The 17,291-nt window shown below is 34.6% G+C and carries 16 protein-coding genes and 1 riboswitch; of the genes, 3 read left to right on the forward strand and 13 right to left on the reverse strand.

The genetic code is table 11. The annotated features are described in order from the left end of the window. The 7 genes from KBI38_06155 to KBI38_06185 all read right to left on the reverse strand — a co-directional run. Positions 1-1,241 (reverse strand): lipase family protein (locus tag KBI38_06155; GenBank protein MBP8629639.1); only part of this gene is annotated, 1,241 nt, incomplete at its 3' end. A 134-nt stretch (positions 1,242-1,375) separates the two neighbouring features. Further along, a complete protein-coding gene (locus KBI38_06160; protein ID MBP8629640.1) occupies positions 1,376-2,575 on the reverse strand; it encodes a metallophosphoesterase family protein in 1,200 nt (399 codons plus the stop codon). Between the two features lie 4 nt (positions 2,576-2,579). Further along, positions 2,580-3,929, reverse strand: coding sequence for an MATE family efflux transporter (locus tag KBI38_06165; protein ID MBP8629641.1), 1,350 nt, complete (start codon positions 3,927-3,929; stop codon positions 2,580-2,582). A 71-nt stretch (positions 3,930-4,000) separates the two neighbouring features. Beyond that, a complete protein-coding gene (locus KBI38_06170) occupies positions 4,001-5,215 on the reverse strand; it encodes an SEC-C domain-containing protein (GenBank protein MBP8629642.1) in 1,215 nt (404 codons plus the stop codon). Between the two features lie 34 nt (positions 5,216-5,249). Next, on the reverse strand, positions 5,250-5,669 hold the full coding sequence (locus KBI38_06175; protein MBP8629643.1) for an ACT domain-containing protein: 420 nt from the start codon (positions 5,667-5,669) through the stop codon (positions 5,250-5,252). A 15-nt stretch (positions 5,670-5,684) separates the two neighbouring features. After that, positions 5,685-6,986, reverse strand: a complete 1,302-nt coding sequence (locus tag KBI38_06180; protein ID MBP8629644.1) for a phenylacetate--CoA ligase — start codon at positions 6,984-6,986, stop codon at positions 5,685-5,687. A 143-nt stretch (positions 6,987-7,129) separates the two neighbouring features. Next, the gene (locus KBI38_06185) at positions 7,130-8,245 is read right to left on the reverse strand and encodes an N-acetylmuramoyl-L-alanine amidase (protein MBP8629645.1); all 1,116 of its coding nucleotides are present in this window, start codon (positions 8,243-8,245) and stop codon (positions 7,130-7,132) included. Between the two features lie 186 nt (positions 8,246-8,431). Between KBI38_06185 and KBI38_06190 the strand changes: the two genes are divergently transcribed. Further along, the gene (locus KBI38_06190; protein MBP8629646.1) at positions 8,432-9,139 is read left to right on the forward strand and encodes an HAD family hydrolase; all 708 of its coding nucleotides are present in this window, start codon (positions 8,432-8,434) and stop codon (positions 9,137-9,139) included. A gap of 66 nt (positions 9,140-9,205) precedes the next feature. On the opposite strand, the gene KBI38_06195 is transcribed toward KBI38_06190, so the two are convergent. The 5 genes from KBI38_06195 to KBI38_06215 form a co-directional block, all read right to left on the reverse strand. Further along, positions 9,206-10,363, reverse strand: coding sequence for an ABC transporter substrate-binding protein (locus tag KBI38_06195; GenBank protein MBP8629647.1), 1,158 nt, complete (start codon positions 10,361-10,363; stop codon positions 9,206-9,208). 157 nt (positions 10,364-10,520) lie between these two features. Further along, a riboswitch (glycine riboswitch) is annotated at positions 10,521-10,623 on the reverse strand. Positions 10,624-10,819: 196 nt separating this feature from the next. Continuing rightward, the gene (locus KBI38_06200; GenBank protein MBP8629648.1) at positions 10,820-11,569 is read right to left on the reverse strand and encodes an amino acid ABC transporter ATP-binding protein; all 750 of its coding nucleotides are present in this window, start codon (positions 11,567-11,569) and stop codon (positions 10,820-10,822) included. A 15-nt stretch (positions 11,570-11,584) separates the two neighbouring features. Further along, positions 11,585-12,229 (reverse strand): amino acid ABC transporter permease, encoded by a 645-nt coding sequence (locus tag KBI38_06205; GenBank protein ID MBP8629649.1) that lies wholly within the window; start codon positions 12,227-12,229, stop codon positions 11,585-11,587. Positions 12,230-12,342: 113 nt separating this feature from the next. Further along, positions 12,343-13,122 (reverse strand): amino acid ABC transporter substrate-binding protein, encoded by a 780-nt coding sequence (locus tag KBI38_06210; GenBank protein ID MBP8629650.1) that lies wholly within the window; start codon positions 13,120-13,122, stop codon positions 12,343-12,345. A gap of 45 nt (positions 13,123-13,167) precedes the next feature. Beyond that, positions 13,168-14,610, reverse strand: coding sequence for a PLP-dependent aminotransferase family protein (locus tag KBI38_06215; GenBank protein ID MBP8629651.1), 1,443 nt, complete (start codon positions 14,608-14,610; stop codon positions 13,168-13,170). 114 nt (positions 14,611-14,724) lie between these two features. Here KBI38_06215 and pdxS point away from each other — a divergent pair, with 114 nt between their 5' ends. Together pdxS and pdxT are read left to right on the forward strand one after the other, a co-directional pair. Next, positions 14,725-15,600 carry a pyridoxal 5'-phosphate synthase lyase subunit PdxS gene (gene pdxS, locus KBI38_06220; protein MBP8629652.1) on the forward strand — a complete coding sequence of 292 codons (876 nt, stop codon included), beginning with the start codon at positions 14,725-14,727 and terminating at the stop codon, positions 15,598-15,600. A 1-nt stretch (position 15,601) separates the two neighbouring features. Next, positions 15,602-16,180 (forward strand): pyridoxal 5'-phosphate synthase glutaminase subunit PdxT, encoded by a 579-nt coding sequence (gene pdxT, locus KBI38_06225; protein ID MBP8629653.1) that lies wholly within the window; start codon positions 15,602-15,604, stop codon positions 16,178-16,180. A gap of 123 nt (positions 16,181-16,303) precedes the next feature. On the opposite strand, the gene KBI38_06230 is transcribed toward pdxT, so the two are convergent. Then, positions 16,304-17,071, reverse strand: a complete 768-nt coding sequence (locus KBI38_06230) for a hypothetical protein (protein ID MBP8629654.1) — start codon at positions 17,069-17,071, stop codon at positions 16,304-16,306. Between the last annotated feature and the right edge of the window lie 220 nt (positions 17,072-17,291).

The following is a 17,291-nucleotide window of genomic DNA, read 5'->3' on the forward strand; positions in this document are numbered from 1 at the left end:
GCTTCAATCGGCGTAAAACTGTCCGTATCATTACAATACACAAATGCCTTTTCTAAGGTTCCTTTCACTACATTATATACATATAATGTAAGCTGAACTTTATAGACTTTGCCTTTGGCAGTTTTATCATTATAAATTTCTATTTCAGGAATAAATAAAAATTCCGACTGTTGCCTTTTGGCACTATCTAAATTTTCCGTTACGCCTTGTCCCGCTTCGGCAATAAACTCATAACTTCCTAGATGATTACGATATACATCAGCCATTACTTGTTCCATGTAGTAAAAATCATCTGTTAATTCAAGCGGTGCTTTTATATTAAGCTTAGCAATACTAACTTTTTCTTTTCCCTTACTATTTTTCTCAACAGGACTATAAAGTTCATTATTATTTTCAGCCTCTGCTTTTTTGTCGTAATAATTTCTAATCGCTGCATCAACATATGCCAAAATCCGATGCGGATGTTTAGCTACAGATGAAGCTAGCTTCCATTTTTCTTCTTTACCAAATTGGACATAGCCACCCACCATAACCTTAAAAGAGTCGACAATTCCATCACCAGCTAAAACAACTCGTTTTAAGTTTATTTTAGTGCCAATTTCATCGGCAAAGGCTTGATTACCGACAGCCGGAGCACCAAAAGTTAATACTTCAATTTGCTTGGGATCTATATCCATACTAATTAAGCGCGCTGCTCCAATTGTGGCAACCGCTCCCCCTAAACTATGACCTGTTAAATAAACTTTAGCCTGAGGATTATTTTTTAATAAATGAATAATATGCTCTTGATATTCTTCATTAAGCTGTAACATTTTTTCACTAAACATGGCTTGAGTATATTTATTAAAGCCCTTATGGACTTTCGGTAAATCATTGCTCACATTCTTCTTATTAGCATTTTCTACAAACTCAGTGGGGTTATGACCGGCAAAATAAACTTTATCAAAAGTTAAATCTATTACTGCATCTTTTAAATTTTCAGTTCCCGGAACAGCTAAAATATAAAGTTCCGCCCCACTAAGATCTTTCTTTTTCGCCAAAATTATTCTGGCATGAGCATTTTGATATTTATCTTGATATTCAATAATATCCCAGCCCTGCTCATTTAACGCATAACGAGCAAATTGCCCAATGCGGTCAGAGTATGTTGCCAATGATATGACTGCTTGTAAATATTCATTTTCAGCGTTTTGATATTCAGTTAAGGTACTGGCTTGTGTTACATTTGCACCACACCACAACACTATACCCATTATTATTGAAATGATGTACTTTTTAATAATCTCACCTCTGAAAACTGAAGTTTATTAATGCTTTAATACTTTCATTATACTTTATATTTATTCTTTTTCAATTTATTTCGACAAAAAAGACTTTAATCAGCCTTTACTTTTATTATACTATCTTGTAATAAATTACCGTCTTGAGTGTAAGCTTTGACCACAAAGGCATTATCATTGAGTTCTACTGTAAAATAAGTTGGTTGGGCTGTAATATTATAAAAATACTCATGATAGCTTTTTTGTTCTTTGTTATTATAAATTTTCGTACCACTACGACCACAAGTAAAATAACTAGTCCCGTTTTCATCATTCTTATCAGCTATTAAGGGATAAGTTTTGGCTACCACATGTTCATGCCCACAAAAAACTAAATTAACCTTATATAAATCAAAAATTGGAATAAACCCAGCTGTTGCCTCAAGTTTAGAACTGTTACCACTATGATAAGGATTTCTATGCATAAAAACAATAGTATAAGGTTTTTTATTGTTGGCTAAATCTCGTATTAACCATTGCTTTTGTAGCTCTAAAGAATTTGGCACAAATGCTCGTTCTTCACCAAATTGGCTATCTAACACTACAAAATGAATTTGTCCATAATCAAAAGAATATACTTGTCCTTTTAATTCCGGCGGTCCATTAGTCGGCACTTTTAATTGAGTCGTAAAATATGTTGGCATCGCAAAAGTTCCATCACCAACATAAGTTTCATGATTACCGACTACGGGAACAAAACTTAAATTTTTGCTAATAATTTTACTAGCTGCCAGAAATTTTTGCCATTGCTTATAGTCCTGCCCAACATCAACTAAATCACCGACATTAACAAAAAAATCTACAGTTGGATTAAACTTAACAGCATTAGTCAAAGTTTGTTGCCAGGTGCTGTAATTAACGCTTTGCGAGTCCCCAAAAATTAGAAATTTCGGGTTTTTCTCACCGGCAGTCTTAAAAGTACCTTCCTCCAGTTTTTCGTGACTATTACTGATTTCATAAAAATATTGTTGATCACTTTTTAAATCATTTAGCTTAACAGTATGAAGATAAATCAACTCATCCGTTGTAACAAACTCTTGGATGGTAGCTTGATATTTTGCCCATTTTTTTGTTTTATCCGTAGTAACATATAAAAAGTTAGCAACATCTTTGGTCTTAGTTTGCCAAGTTATACTTTGGCTGTGCCGAGGATCATCTTGATAAGTTAAAATAATATTTTCAACAGCAGCATTAGCCATTAGACTTTGACCATAAAGCAAATAGACCATTAACAAAACCACAATTTTTCTTAACATAAACTCACCAACCGGCTTTCTGTTTTTGGATTAATTTCAGCCTAAAGCTTAACGCTACTGCACTTACTGCCAACCCGCCAATCAATCCCAACCAATAGCCATATGGACCAAAGTTACAAACTTTTGCCAAAATATAACCGACCGGCAACCCTACTATCCAATATGATATTATCGCCATTATCAAAGTTATATTAACATCTTTATAACCTCGCAGTGCACCTTGAATTGGTGCATTAATCGCATCCGATAATTGAAAGAAAATTGCATATATTAAAAAAGTCTTAATCAAATTAAAAACGGCTATTTCTTTAGTATAAAGTAGAGCAATATTTTCATTAAAAGCATAAAATATTAGTCCAAATATTACTGAGAAAAAAATAGCAATCCCTATGCCCAAATAAGTATATTCAACCGCATCTTTAAATCTTTTTGCCCCAACTTCAAAACCGATAATAATCGTTAATGCCATACTGATACTGATCGGAATCATGTACACAAGTGCGGCAAAAGTAATCGCGGCCTGATGGGCTGCGATTACAGCAGTACCATATTCCGCCATAAACAAGGCTACTGCTGCAAAAATACTAACCTCACAAAAAATAGCAATCCCAATCGGCAATCCGATTTTTATCTGTTCTTTCCATAACTGTAGATTAGGTTTATAGTGTTTTTGATATTTTAAGTAATCCGTAAATGGTTTTAATTTTAGCAATACCACAATATTCATTATTGCCATAAACCAATAGGTAATAGCCGATCCGACCCCGGCACCAATTCCCCCAAGCTCCGGAAAGCCACATTTACCAAAAATAAATAAGTAATTCATAAGAATATTAAACGGCACTGCCAAGATTGTTATCAGCATCGTAACCCTGGTCTTACCGAGCGAGTCAATAAAATTACGCATTACAATTGCAAAAAAGAGCGGTAAAATACCACAAGAAATTGCCTGTAAAAATCCTTTAGCGGTATGTTCTACTTCATACTCTAAATTCATACTAGCAATAATACTATCAACTACAAAAATTTGCCCAATAATAATCAACACTGTCAAAATTGTGGCAACATATAGCCCTTGAATTACAACATTAATTATTTTTTCTTCCTCTTTGGCACCATATAATTGCGAAATAATCGGCGTTAAGCCGGAAATTATCCCAATACTACCATTTAAAATTGGCATCCATAAGTTAACGCCAATTGCAACGCCGGCTAATGCAATTCCACTAACATTACCCGCCATAACGGTATCAAAAAAGCCTGTAGAAACTAATGATAATTGAGTTATGATAATCGGCAATAATACCACTACCAAGGAGTTTATTTTTTCTTTTATACTGAATGTTTGTCTCATTTTAACCTCACTGCACCATATTAAAAGAAAGGCAGATGCTCTAAACTAGAGCCATCTGCTTCATCTTATTTTTATTCTTTTATGATCATGCAACATTTTTTATATTTTTTACCACTACCACAAGGACATGGTTCATTACGGCCTAATGTTTTCTCACCAAAGGAAACTCTAATTACGTTATCTTTCCCCCGAGCTTTACTTACGACCAAGCCTTTAGCTGTTTTTCCCATCATTTTATCAAGCTCATTTAAAGTATAGCCTTTTAGCTTGAAGATATTAACACTATTATATAATTCTAGCAATAACAAACTTAACTGTTTCGCAATTTTTTGATTTGGAATAGCAATCATATCTTGCATGTAATCAAAAATAAACGCGGAAGTCTCTTCATTCATAATCATAATGATTATATCTTGCATAAAACCATTTACTTCTTCTATAGAAACATTCAGTTTTTCTGCTAAAAACTTTTCCATTTGCAAATATTGTTGATTTTTTACAACATAACCAGGTTGCCCCGCTTGATAAATTTCCTCATAACTTAATGGTCTAAATTCTTCTTTTGACCACTCCAGTTGTGTCTCAATTAACTCTTCCGGATTAACAACATTAATATGTTGAGCACCAATTTCTAGCGTAATAATCTCATCTTGCCAACAAGAGCCATTTATTAATACCCCAACAAAACGATCTAGGGAAATTTCTTTTTTATTAATAATTCTCGTTACCATTTCATATAATTGCTCATAATCAAGGTAACCATAATAAAATAAAATACCCGTCGCCAATCTAACCGTTTCATTATTTAGTAAAACTTTCTTTTTGAAGCTTTTGTTATTGATATTTTTAAAAATTTCTTTAAGTTCTTCCGGAATAAATAAATAGTGTTCTTTATCCTTGCTACCACTAAAAACGATGCCGATAGAGCTTAAATAATCCACTTGTGATGGCGTTATAATATCACCTTTAATACAAGTTTCAGATTGCACTATTTTATTTAATAATTCATACTGTTCATTTTCAATATTAGCCAGCCAATTTGGTGCAAAATTAAGAATTGCACCCGCCAATGCATCTGCCAACTCTTGTTTTTTTAGCGAACTTGTACCACCAACACCTAAATTAATCCTAATATCGTCAAGTTCAGTCTTCGTTAAGCTCATTAAAACATCAATTAATTTATTTTCTTCTTTTACTTTATACTTTAATAAAGATTTTTTTCTTTTTTCCAGAAAGGCTGCTATTTCCTCATTAATTTCTTGTGAAAAATTATTATTATCAACCATTTAAATCTTCCCTTTTCTTTATACTAATCTATCTTCAAAACAAATCTTTTTTATCTTCCGTTAAACACCCTTGCAACGCTTTTTCCGCAGCAACAATTTGATCTACTTTTAAGATAATTTTCGCTTCATTGTCAGGTGATGACGCACAACCATATAAGTATTCTAAATTAATCCCGTTTTGTGCTAAAACCTCAACAATCTTCCCTAACCCACCAGGCACATCAGCCACTCGACACGCCAAAACCTTATTAGTTTTTACGGCAAAGCCACTATTTTTCAGGTCAGCCTCGACCTCCGCCGGATTATTAACGATTATTCTTAAAATACCAAAATCAGCTGTATCCGCTAAGGACATCGCTCTGATATTAATATTTTTCTGTGCTAAATCATTCAAAACTTCAAATAAAGTTCCCGGTTTATTTTCAACAAAAACTGATAATTGATCAATCAGCATATTTATCACCTCTACTTATATTTTTCGTTTATCAATTACACGTTTAGCTTTTCCTTCTGAACGTTCAATCGTTTTCGGTGCTACCAACTTGACTTTTGCGGAAATACTAAGCACACTAGTCAATTCGGCTTTAATTTTTCGCTCTAAATTTTCCATTTGTTTTATTTCATCAGAAAACATTTCTGGCGTAACTTCAACTAATACTGTCAAAGTATCCAATAAGCCTTCACGCTCTACAATCAATTGATAATGTGGCGCCGTCGCTCCTAACCCTAATAACACACTTTCAACCTGCGATGGGAACACATTGATTCCTCTTATTATCAACATATCATCAGAACGACCTAAAATTTTACCCATTCGTACCAAAGTTCTACCACAATCACAAACTTCACGATTCAAGGTTGTTAAGTCCTTCGTCCGATAACGTACCATTGGAATTCCTTCTTTAGTTAAAGTTGTTAAGACCAACTCTCCCTTTTCTCCAATAGGTAACACTTCCCCGGTCACCGGATTAATAATTTCCGGATAAAAATGATCTTCATAAATATGTCCACCATTTTTATACTCACATTCGCACGCAACTCCTGGCCCAATTATTTCACTTAATCCGTAAATATCATGCGCTGATATGCCTAATTGTTTTTCAATTTCATCTCTCATTTTTTCTGACCATGGTTCAGCACCAAATAAACCTGTTTTTAAGTTAGTGCTCTTAGGATCAATTCCCATTTCCCTCATAGTTTCAGCAATATATAAAGCATAAGATGGCGTACAAGCAATTGCCGTCGTTCCAAAATCACACATCAACGCCACTTGTTTATTAGTACTACCTACTGAAATCGGAATAACTGATGCACCGACAGTCTCAGCACCATAATGAGCCCCTAAGCCCCCAGTAAATAAGCCATAACCATACGCAATTTGCACCACAGAATGTTTATTTATGCCAGCGCTAGTATAAGCTCTCGCCATCACTTCCGACCAAATTCCAATGTCTTTTTTAGTATAGCCTACAACGATTGGTTTACCGGTAGTTCCACTAGAAGCATGTATTCTCACAATTTGGCTAGCCGGAACAGCAAACATCCCGTACGGGTAAGTATCCCGCAAATCTTGTTTCACGGTAAATGGTAGTTTAGCAAGGTCTTCTAATTTTGTAATGTCTTCCGGCAAAATCCCTTGTTCCTGAAAGCGATTACGATAAAATTCCGAACCACTATATAATCTTTTCACCAAGTCACATAATCTTGTTTCTTGTAATTGACGCATTTGAGCAGGATCCATAGTTTCAATAGTCTTATTCCAATACAAAATATCTCCTCCTACGCACTACCTAATTTTATTTATAAAGCACAAAAGACTCCGCGAAAAGTCATTATCCGCTTTTGCAGAGTCTTTGATTATAGCATCAATCTATTTTATAATAAATTTCCAAGTACCGTCAAGTTTACTGAATCTTATTTAGCGTTTGAAAAATAGTTTTGTAGACCGCTTAGAAAACCCTGTGCCGCTTTATCAGTACCAGCTGATGATCTGAGCATTTTTTCCTCTGTACTATTGGAAATAAAAGCAACCTCTGCCAAAGTAGCTGGCATCTTAGTAAACTTAACCACATAAAAATTGCAATTTCTGGTATTGCGATCATCGGTACTAAGTTTTTCCAATAATCCCTTTCTGATAAAACTACCTAACCGCAAATCACCGGTAGTTTTCGGATAAATATAAGTAGAAGTTCCCCCGACACTGCCATTTACAAAGGAATCCATATGAATACTAACAAAGACATCCGCATTAGCTTTGTTGGCAATATCAACTCTCGCCTGCAACTCTTCTTTCGCCGACGCATTAGGTCTGGCGACATCAATATCGGTAGTTCTAGTCATAATAACAGTAGCACCCTCAGCTTCAAGCAATTTTTTAAGCTTTAATCCCACATTAAGTGTAACTTCCTTCTCTGTTAAACCGGTCGGACCAATCGCTCCGGGATCACTACCGCCATGCCCTGGATCAATCGCAATAACTTTTCCTTGTAAGCCCGGTTTGTCAAAAAATTTGATTTCTTTAGGCGTCGGAAACTCTGCTGTATTATTTTTCTTTAAAGTATCATCAACTTGTGCTTTAACAGTACCATTTGCTTGATCTAAATTTCCAAAATCCATCACTATACGATAAGATTTATTAGCCTCCTTATTAGCACCTAAGGCAAAAATCTTATATTTTTCTTTGCTGACATTAGCTTCCACTACCACTCTGACCGTTTCTTTATCAAACTGGCTAATCCGAACCTTGCCAACCAAGTCACTATTAATATTAGTAACTTTTGGCACCGAAGGTCCTAACCAAGCCCCCTTAATATCAATAGCAATTCGGCCGGGATTAGATAAAACAAAACTATTATATTTAACCGGCCCAGCGGCATCAACCACAATTCTCACTTGATCATCACCACCGGTATAAGCCCTGATGTTTTCAATTTTAGTTAAATTGCTTAAAGACGCAGCCTGTGTAGTAACAGGCAACAAAAACAACAAGCCGGCAAGCACACAACAAATTTTTATAATAAAATTATTCATAAATTATACCTCATTAATAAATCATAGTATTAACTGATAATCAACCTCAAATTAGCATTGTAACAATATTATTGATTGTTTAAGTAAAAAAGGCAATAGTTTATTACAACTTTTTTGCAACAAAAAGTTTTTTGCGTTATAATACTTTTAAAATTACAATTTTTAATAATTATATCGGAGGATACCATGATTAAATACGTCTTATTTGATTTAGATGGTACGTTAATTCACTTTGATCATACCGAGTTTCTCAGTCGCTATATGCATTTATTAGGTAATAAAGTTTCTAGTCTAACCGAGCCTAAATTATTCGTCAGCCATGTTATGAATGCTACACAACAAATGATTCAAAATTTGGATGGCACTAAAACAAATGCCGAAGTTTTTTGGGAACATCTTAATAAAAACATTGATTTACCTCGCGAAAAACTGTTACCGGTACTGGAAAGTTTTTATACTGATGATTTTAATCAGTTAAGCTACATTGCCAAAGAAACAACCGCTAAACAAATTTTGCATAAATTATTACAAAAAAACATTCCCTTAGTATTGGCAACAAATCCCTTGTTCCCATTAAAAGCAGTCCATTCAAGATTATCTTGGGGCAAATTGCATGACATTCCTTTTAAACTAATTACAAGTTATGAAACTAGTCATTTTTGCAAACCTAATATTGAATATTATCAAGAAATCGTCGAAAAACTTGGTTGTTCACCAAGGGAATGCTTAATGATTGGCAATGATGTTAAAGAGGACTTAATTGCCGGCAAGTTAGGCATAAAAACATATCTTGTCACAGATACCATCATTAACACCGAAAATTTGGCTATAACCGCCGATTATTCCGGATCATTGCTCGACTTACATTCACATATTGACTCCATTTTAGCATAATATTTCATAACAAACAAAAGTGTCGGTTCATAACGAACCGACACTTTTATTTAATTTATTATATTATTATGGTTTAACATTTGCCTTAAATAATTGCTTGCCATCTTTCATTTCAATAATAACAGCACTTTTTACTGCATTATGTTTTTCATCTAATGTTGTAGCACCAGTAATTGCTGGGAAGTCTTTAGTATTCATTAAAGCTTCACGAATTTTATCGCTATCAGTGCTACCAGCTCTGGTAATAGCATCAATTAGAATATTAGCTGCATCATAGCCTAACACCGCTAACGCATCTGGTTTTTGTCCATATTCTTTAGTGTAAGCTTCCACAAAAGCTTGTGATACAGGGTTAGTATCTTCTACTGAATAATGATTGGTAAAATAAGTATTATTTAATGCTAATGGACCAGCTAGTTCCACTAATTTCGGTGAATCCCAACCATCACCACCAACGATTGGTGCCATAATGCCCAATTCTCTAGCTTGTTTAACAATTTTGCCAACTTCTTCATAATAACCTGGTAAATAAATAACTTCCGGATTAAGAGCTTTAATTTTTGTTAAAGTCGCTTTAAAATCAGTATCTTTTTGCAAGTAAGCTTCTTCACCTAAGATGCTACCACCATTTTTAACAAAAGCATCTTTGAAAAAATCTGCTAAGCCCTTACTATAATCACTGCTACTATCAATTAGCAATACCGCTTTTTTAAGTTTTAAATTATTAAGAACAAAGTTAGCGCCTACTGTTCCTTGGAATGGATCAATGAAACAAACACGGAACGCATAAGGATTAACATTATTAGTTTTTTCATCAACTGTAACCTTAGGATTTGTTGCCCCCACTGCTAAGTATGGGATTTTCCCCGAAGCCGCAACGCTAGCAGCTGCAATCGCATTCGAGCTAGAAAAAGTACCTGTTACCGCAACAACTTTATCTTGGTTTAACAACTTCGTCATCGCATTTGCCGCTTCTGCCGGTTCTGATTTGTTATCAGCATCCACACCTTGAATTTGTTTTCCTAATACTCCACCTTTAGCATTAGCTTCTTTTATGGCCAATTTTGCACCATTAGCAGCAGACGTACCAAAAGTTGCATTTCCACCTGTTAATTCATTTAACAAGCCGATTTTAATAGTATTAGAGTTAGCACCACATCCTGTCAATACCGTTGCTAATAGACATACAACCACAGCCAGCGAAAAAAGTTTCGTTTTTTTCATATTAAGTCTCCTTACAATTATAAAATATGTATTATATTCTTGTATAACCACTTGCTAAAAAGAAGGCATGAAAACAAAAAGAGCCAAATCAAAATGATTCGACTCTGAATATCAACATAATGGCAAAACTATATAAAAATATCTTGAAAATATTATATAGCTTGTCTCTGTCCTTTTGCCTGAGAGATTTGTTAACTGATGACCTCAGTTAATTTTCACCTTCGGCGTCCCATCTAAGGGCCCTCTCCAGAGTCCCGTCCATTTACGGTTCCTTTTGTCAAAACAAATGCCTGAAAGTGTTACTCCTTCGGCGGGCTAACAGCCACTCTTCCGTAAACTTCATTCGGTAGTAGAATATACAATTTTATAATTACCCTTTTAATTATAAAGTAATTATCAGCTATATACAACATTTTATTACAAAAAATTTATTAAATAGACATATTTTTAAAGTTATTACAACATACTATTTAAAAACGCTTGTGTTCTTGGGTGTTGCGGGTTATTAAAGACAGCTTCAGGGTTGCCTTCTTCTACAATTTCACCATTATCCATAAAAATAACATGGTTTGCGACTTCACGTGCAAACGCCATTTCATGAGTAACTATCAACATTGTCATATGCTCTTGCGCTAACTGTCGCATCGCTTTTAACACTTCTCCGGTTAATTCCGGATCAAGAGCCGAAGTCGGTTCATCAAATAGCATAATTTCAGGATTCATTGCTAACGCTCGAGCAATCGCTACCCGCTGTTTTTGTCCGCCCGACAAGCGTGAAGGGTAATTATTCTTTTTACTTAGTAAGCCGACTTTATCTAATAGTTCTTCCGCAATCGGAATTATTGCTTCTTTTTTCAACCCTTTAATTAAGATTGGTGCTTCAATCAAATTTTGCAATACTGTCATATGCGGAAATAAATTAAAATGCTGAAAAACCATCCCCATTTTAGCGCAAATTTCCTTCGCTACTGACTCTTGCGCATATTTAGCAACATTGTCCACAGTCTCTACTAAAATATCGCCCTCAACCGCAATCAACCCTTTATCGATGATTTCCAGTCTGTTCAGACAACGTAATAATGTACTTTTACCAGAACCAGAAGGACCAATAATCGCAACCACATCACCTTTATTGACATTAAGGTTAATTCCTTTTAAAACTTCTAAATTATTAAATTTTTTGTGAAGGTCCACTACTTTTATCATATTCATCATAGTCTCCTACTCATCATACGCCGCATATTTTTTTTCTAAATTTTTAAATATTGCTGTTAAAACTAACGTCATGCCCAAATAAAAAATTCCGGCAATGATAAATGGTGTCATATCAAATTCACGTTGCACAATGCTGCGCGCTACCCTTAACAAATCATTCATTGCCAAAACATAAATTAATGATGTATCTTTTACTAAGGTTATAGTTTCATTGCTAATCGGCGGTAACACTCGTTTTATCATCTGTGGGATAATAATTCTTCGCATCGTCTGAATATAACTAAAACCTAAGCATTTAGCAGCTTCATACTGTCCTCTTTCAATAGACTGAATCCCTGAGCGAAAAATTTCCGCAAAATATGCTGCATAATTAAGACTAAATGCTAATAACGCTGCCGTCATATCACTCATTTTAATCCCCACTGACGGCAAGGCATAATAAACAAATAACAATTGTAACATCAGCGGAGTTCCTCGCATTAACCAAATATAAGTTTCAACAATGAAACTTAACGGTTTACAATTCGAAATTCGTGCTAACGCTAACATTAATCCTAACGGTAATGACAAAGCCAAAGTTATTATAAAAACCTCTAACGTTATACCTAATCCTTCTAACATTGGTACCAACATCGCTATAAGCTTTTCCATTTTTTTCTCCTCTTTCTATCGGTCTATGACTCAGTAATACTTCAAAACACTAAAACACTAAATAATTATAAACAAAAAAAGAGCCAATGGCAATTGCCCTTGGCTCTTTTGCGCTACTTAATAATATCTTTATTAAACCATTTCATTGAAATTTTACTAGCAGTACCATCTTTTTTCATTTCATTAATTACTTTTTGTACATCATCTCTTAATTTTTGATCATCTTTACGGAAACCAATACCAAATGTTCCAACTGGACCAACCGGCTCTTCTAATACCACAAAGGATTCTTTGTTTTTCGACATATAATAACGACCAATAATTTCATCTGTCACTATCGCATCCACACGACCAGCTTCTAAATCCATTAACGCTGAAATACAATCAGGATATTTTTTCACTTCTTTAATAGATTTTTTCAAAGCTTCATCAGTCGCTAATGTTTCATCAGCAGTACTGCCTTCTTGTACCCCCACTTTTTTGCCAGCTAAATCAGCTACTGCTTTAATCGGCGAATTAGGGTTTACAAATATTAATTGTTTACTATCCATATAAGGATCGCTGAATAAAATATTTTCTTTTCTCTTTTCCGTAATATCTAGCCCATTCCACAAAATATCAATACGACCACTACTAAGTTCAACTTCTTTACTGCTCCAATCGATTGGTCTAAATTCAACTTCACGTCCTAATCTTTTAGAAGCTTCTTTTGCTAAATCAATATCAAATCCAATAATTTCATTGTTATCACCAATAAAACCCATTGGCGGGAAATTGTCATCTAAGCCCACAATAATTTTCTTATCAGTTTTCCCTTGTTGATTATTACCACACCCTGTTAGAACCACCATCGACATTACTAAAATTAGTGCTAACGAAAATATTTTTTTCATTGCCTTACCTCCGTAATTTAAATTCTATTTTTAATTATAATATAGCTAATATTTTTTTACAATATCAGCTATTATCCTTAGCCCCTTTTTTATTTCTGTCGGTTGTGCTAAGGCAAAGCTTATGCGTAAATACCGATCCACTGCTTGGCGCACAAAAAAAGGCGTCCCTGCTGTTACTAAGACTTTTTGTTGTAGGGCTAACGCTACAACCCTGTTAGCTGAAATACCGCTCGGTAATTCTAACCACAACGCCAACCCGCCATTAGGCTCATCACATTTTACCGTTGGTGGCATTAGTTCTTTAATCAGCTTTAAGGTAAATTGATACCGCTCATAATAAATACTTCTAATAGTGTTAATATGTTCATACCAAATGCCTTTGCGCAAATATAAATCAAAGGCTCGTTGCGTTAAGCCGGAAGTAGCAATATCAGAGTGTTGTTTTACCGCCAAAAATTTATTAACTAATTTTTCCGGCACCGTCAAAAACGCCAACCGCAACCCCGGCATAAATATTTTAGAATAACTTTTTAAGTAAATAATTCTTTCATCTCGATCTAAAGCTTTTAAAGGTGCCGGATTATTATTGTTATAAGATAAATCACTAATATAATCATCTTCTAAAATTAACACATTATAATATCGCGCTAACCCCATTAATCTATTGCGCTTAGCTAAAGAATAAGTATAGCCGGTGGGGTTTTGAATATTAGGCATAATATATAATAGTTTAGGTCTGAATTTTTTTATTTTATTCTCTAAATCCTCAATATCAAGACCATCTTGTTGCAAATTTATCGAAACTAATTTAGCGCCTCGAGATTTAAAAGCGGCAATAGCTCCTGGATAAGTTGGTTTTTCTACAAAAACATAGTCACCATATTCTACTACCGCTTTAGCAACAATATCAATCCCTTGTTGTGCTCCAGAAATTACTTGAATGTTATTTTTCGTAATATTAATGTTTTGTTTTTTTAAATTATCGGCAATCGCTTGGCGCAGTGGCAAAAATCCTTGGCTATCTTGATAACCAAACGCATGGCCCTTATCGCGATCTAATACTTCAATCAAAACCATCTTAAAATCTTCTATCGAAATCAAATCAGGATCAGGATTAATACCGGCTAAATCAATGTAGCTCAAACTTTCTTGCTCCGTTTTAAAGCGAAAAGTTTCAAACTCTTCTACACTAACATTATCATTATTATCAAGTTCCTCCTGAGCTGATAATTCAGCAACATAACTACCACTACCACTACGGGAAAAAATATAGCCGTTTTGTTCTAATAATTTATAAGCGCTCATCACTGTTCCCGCATTAATCTCTAAAGATTGTGCTAATTTACGAACAGGCGGTAGTAAAAAACCATGACTTAATTTCCCTGTAATAATCATTTCTCTAATCTCATCATATAATTGAACATATAAGGCGGTCTTACAATTTTTATTTAATTGTATCGATACAAAATCAAAAATTTCTTTACTCATATTGTTTTGCCTTCTTACCTTTGCTAAAATGATACAAATTTGTTGCCAAATTAAAATAATTGTATTGATACAATTATTTTAGCAAATTAAAAATAATAAAGCGAGGTATTTTTCATGAGTAGATACGAATTAAACAAAAACTTAGCCCAAATGTTAAAAGGTGGCGTAATTATGGATGTTACCAACGTTGAGCAAGCTAAAATAGCCGAAGCTGCCGGTGCGGTTGCTGTAATGGCGTTAGAAAGAGTTCCAGCCGATATCAGAAAAGAAGGCGGCGTAGCGAGAATGTCTGATCCTAAAATGATTAGAGAAATAAAAGAGGCCGTGTCAATTCCGGTTATGGCTAAAGCACGCATCGGTCATTTTGTGGAAGCACAAATTTTAGAAGCAATCGGTATTGATTACATTGACGAAAGTGAAGTATTAACACCAGCTGATGATATTAACCACATTGATAAAACAGCCTTTAAAATTCCGTTCGTTTGTGGCGCTAGAAATCTTGGTGAAGCATTACGCCGTATTGGCGAAGGCGCTTCGATGGTGCGTACAAAAGGCGAAGCTGGAACAGGAAACGTTGTTGAGGCAGTGCGTCATATGAGAGAAATCACTAATGATATGCGCAGAGTCCAAATGGCCTCTCCTACTGAATTAATGACCATCGCCAAAGAATATGCTGCTCCGTTTGAATTAATTAAATTCGTTCATGAACACGGGAAGCTACCGGTTGTTAATTTCGCAGCCGGCGGTATTGCTACTCCGGCTGACGCTGCGTTAATGATGCAATTAGGTGTTGACGGAGTATTCGTTGGTTCCGGAATCTTCAAATCTGGGGATCCAGCTAAACGTGCAAAAGCCATTGTTGAAGCTACAACTTATTATAACGATCCGGAAAAATTAGCTAAAATCTCTGAAGATTTAGGCGAGCCAATGGTTGGCATTGAAATCGATACATTAGCAACAAATCAATTATTAGCAAACAGAGGTTGGTAAAATGATTACCGTTGGGGTCTTAGCACTACAAGGAGCTATTGCCGAACACATCAATTGCTTAAAAAAACTACCTGCTGTAACAGTGAGAGAAGTTAAAACCTTAGCCGATTTAAATAGTATTGACGGCTTAATCTTACCCGGTGGCGAATCAACCGCTATGGGTAAAATTTTAAATTACTTTAATTTATTAGAGCCAATTGCTCAAAAAATTAAAGACGGTCTACCGGTTTGGGGAACTTGTGCCGGTATGATTTTATTAGCAAAAAACATTAGCAACCAAGCTGAAACCTATTTTGCTACGATGGATATTACTGTAAAAAGAAATGCTTATGGTAGCCAACTGGATAGTTTTCAAACCGATATTAATTTACCGGAAATTTCAAATAATCCTATCCCATTAATATTCATTAGAGCACCCTATATTGAAGTTGCCCAAGAACATGTTGAAGTTTTAGCAAAAATTGATAATAATATCGTCGCTGCTAAACAAGACAATATGCTAGTTACCTCATTTCATCCTGAGTTAACTCAAGACTTAAGCTGGCATAAATATTTCTGTAACATGATTCTTCACAAATAAAAAGAAAGCACCGATAATCTAACCATTATCGGTGCTTTCTTTTTATTTTAATGAGAGAAAAATTATCAAATATTACATTAATACCAGCTTTTTTCCTTATTTCTTAGTGATAAAACCTTCTCCTTAAAAATCGACTCCTTCGACTCTTTCATCAAATACATTTAAGACTTCTCGCGCTGCCTTTAAGTCATTTAAATTGATTTCTCCACCAAACGCACCTTCATCATAACTAAAAACAATCGGGCCCCAAGGACCATATAATCCTGATGCTCCGGCAAAACTTTCTCTAAAGCAATCTTTACCGATACGATTTGACAATAATAAATAACATTGATTTTCAATCGCTCGAGCCGCCGCTAAATTAATCAAAGCATCGTAGCGCTCTTTCGGCCACTCTGCCACTACTAAAAATAAATCAACAGTTTTTAAAGCCAGTTTACGAAACATTTCCGGAAATCTTAAATCATAACATATACCAAAGGCAATTCTATAACCTTCAATTTCCACAATATTAACTTTTTGTCCCCGCTCTAAAAAGCCCTCACCCATTGGTAAAAATAAATGAACTTTATCATATTCCACCATCAGTTTACCTTCTCGATTAAACATCGTTAAACGGTTAACATAATTACCTTCATCATTCTTCGTAATAAGACTACCGGCTAAATATATTTTTCTTTTAGCTGCTTCTTGACTCAACCAACGTAACAGCTCCGGGGTACTATTCTCAGCAATATCTTGCCATTTATCAATAAAAAAACCACTACTCCAAAGTTCAGGTAATAAATATAAATCGGCCCCACTGTGCAAGTCCAATAATTGTTCCACTTTAAGTTTATTTGCTTCTACATCGCCATCTTTAATCGGCATTTGAATAGCCATAACTTTCATAGCAACACCTCTTAATGTTCAATTTATCCCAGCTTTGACATCATTAAGAATATCATAACATTAAATTACATTTATTTTAACTGTTTTTTATTGTATTTTTTAAAAATTATCACTAAATGATAAAAAAAACAGATAAGATCAAGTCAAAATTACCTTTAGGTACTAACTAATCTTATCTGACGATTTTTAATTTTTTCTCATTCTTTGCGCAGTAACTAGA

It is taken from the genome of Negativicutes bacterium (assembly GCA_018052945.1).
GTDB lineage: Bacteria > Bacillota > Negativicutes > JAGPMH01 > JAGPMH01 > JAGPMH01.

Excerpts from the sequence above, each read along its gene's own strand:
- KBI38_06190 (MBP8629646.1), top strand. The coding sequence starts at position 8,432 with ATGATTAAATACGTCTTATTTGATTTAGATGGTACGTTAATTCACTTT.
- KBI38_06170 (MBP8629642.1), bottom strand. The coding sequence starts at position 5,215 with ATGGTTGATAATAATAATTTTTCACAAGAAATTAATGAGGAAATAGCA.
- pdxS (MBP8629652.1), top strand. The coding sequence starts at position 14,725 with ATGAGTAGATACGAATTAAACAAAAACTTAGCCCAAATGTTAAAAGGT.
- KBI38_06200 (MBP8629648.1), bottom strand. The coding sequence starts at position 11,569 with ATGATAAAAGTAGTGGACCTTCACAAAAAATTTAATAATTTAGAAGTT.
- KBI38_06185 (MBP8629645.1), bottom strand. The coding sequence starts at position 8,245 with ATGAATAATTTTATTATAAAAATTTGTTGTGTGCTTGCCGGCTTGTTG.
- KBI38_06215 (MBP8629651.1), bottom strand. The coding sequence starts at position 14,610 with ATGAGTAAAGAAATTTTTGATTTTGTATCGATACAATTAAATAAAAAT.
- KBI38_06210 (MBP8629650.1), bottom strand. The coding sequence starts at position 13,122 with ATGAAAAAAATATTTTCGTTAGCACTAATTTTAGTAATGTCGATGGTG.
- KBI38_06160 (MBP8629640.1), bottom strand. The coding sequence starts at position 2,575 with ATGTTAAGAAAAATTGTGGTTTTGTTAATGGTCTATTTGCTTTATGGT.
- KBI38_06205 (MBP8629649.1), bottom strand. The coding sequence starts at position 12,229 with ATGGAAAAGCTTATAGCGATGTTGGTACCAATGTTAGAAGGATTAGGT.
- KBI38_06230 (MBP8629654.1), bottom strand. The coding sequence starts at position 17,071 with ATGAAAGTTATGGCTATTCAAATGCCGATTAAAGATGGCGATGTAGAA.
- KBI38_06195 (MBP8629647.1), bottom strand. The coding sequence starts at position 10,363 with ATGAAAAAAACGAAACTTTTTTCGCTGGCTGTGGTTGTATGTCTATTA.
- KBI38_06165 (MBP8629641.1), bottom strand. The coding sequence starts at position 3,929 with ATGAGACAAACATTCAGTATAAAAGAAAAAATAAACTCCTTGGTAGTG.
- pdxT (MBP8629653.1), top strand. The coding sequence starts at position 15,602 with ATGATTACCGTTGGGGTCTTAGCACTACAAGGAGCTATTGCCGAACAC.
- KBI38_06175 (MBP8629643.1), bottom strand. The coding sequence starts at position 5,669 with ATGCTGATTGATCAATTATCAGTTTTTGTTGAAAATAAACCGGGAACT.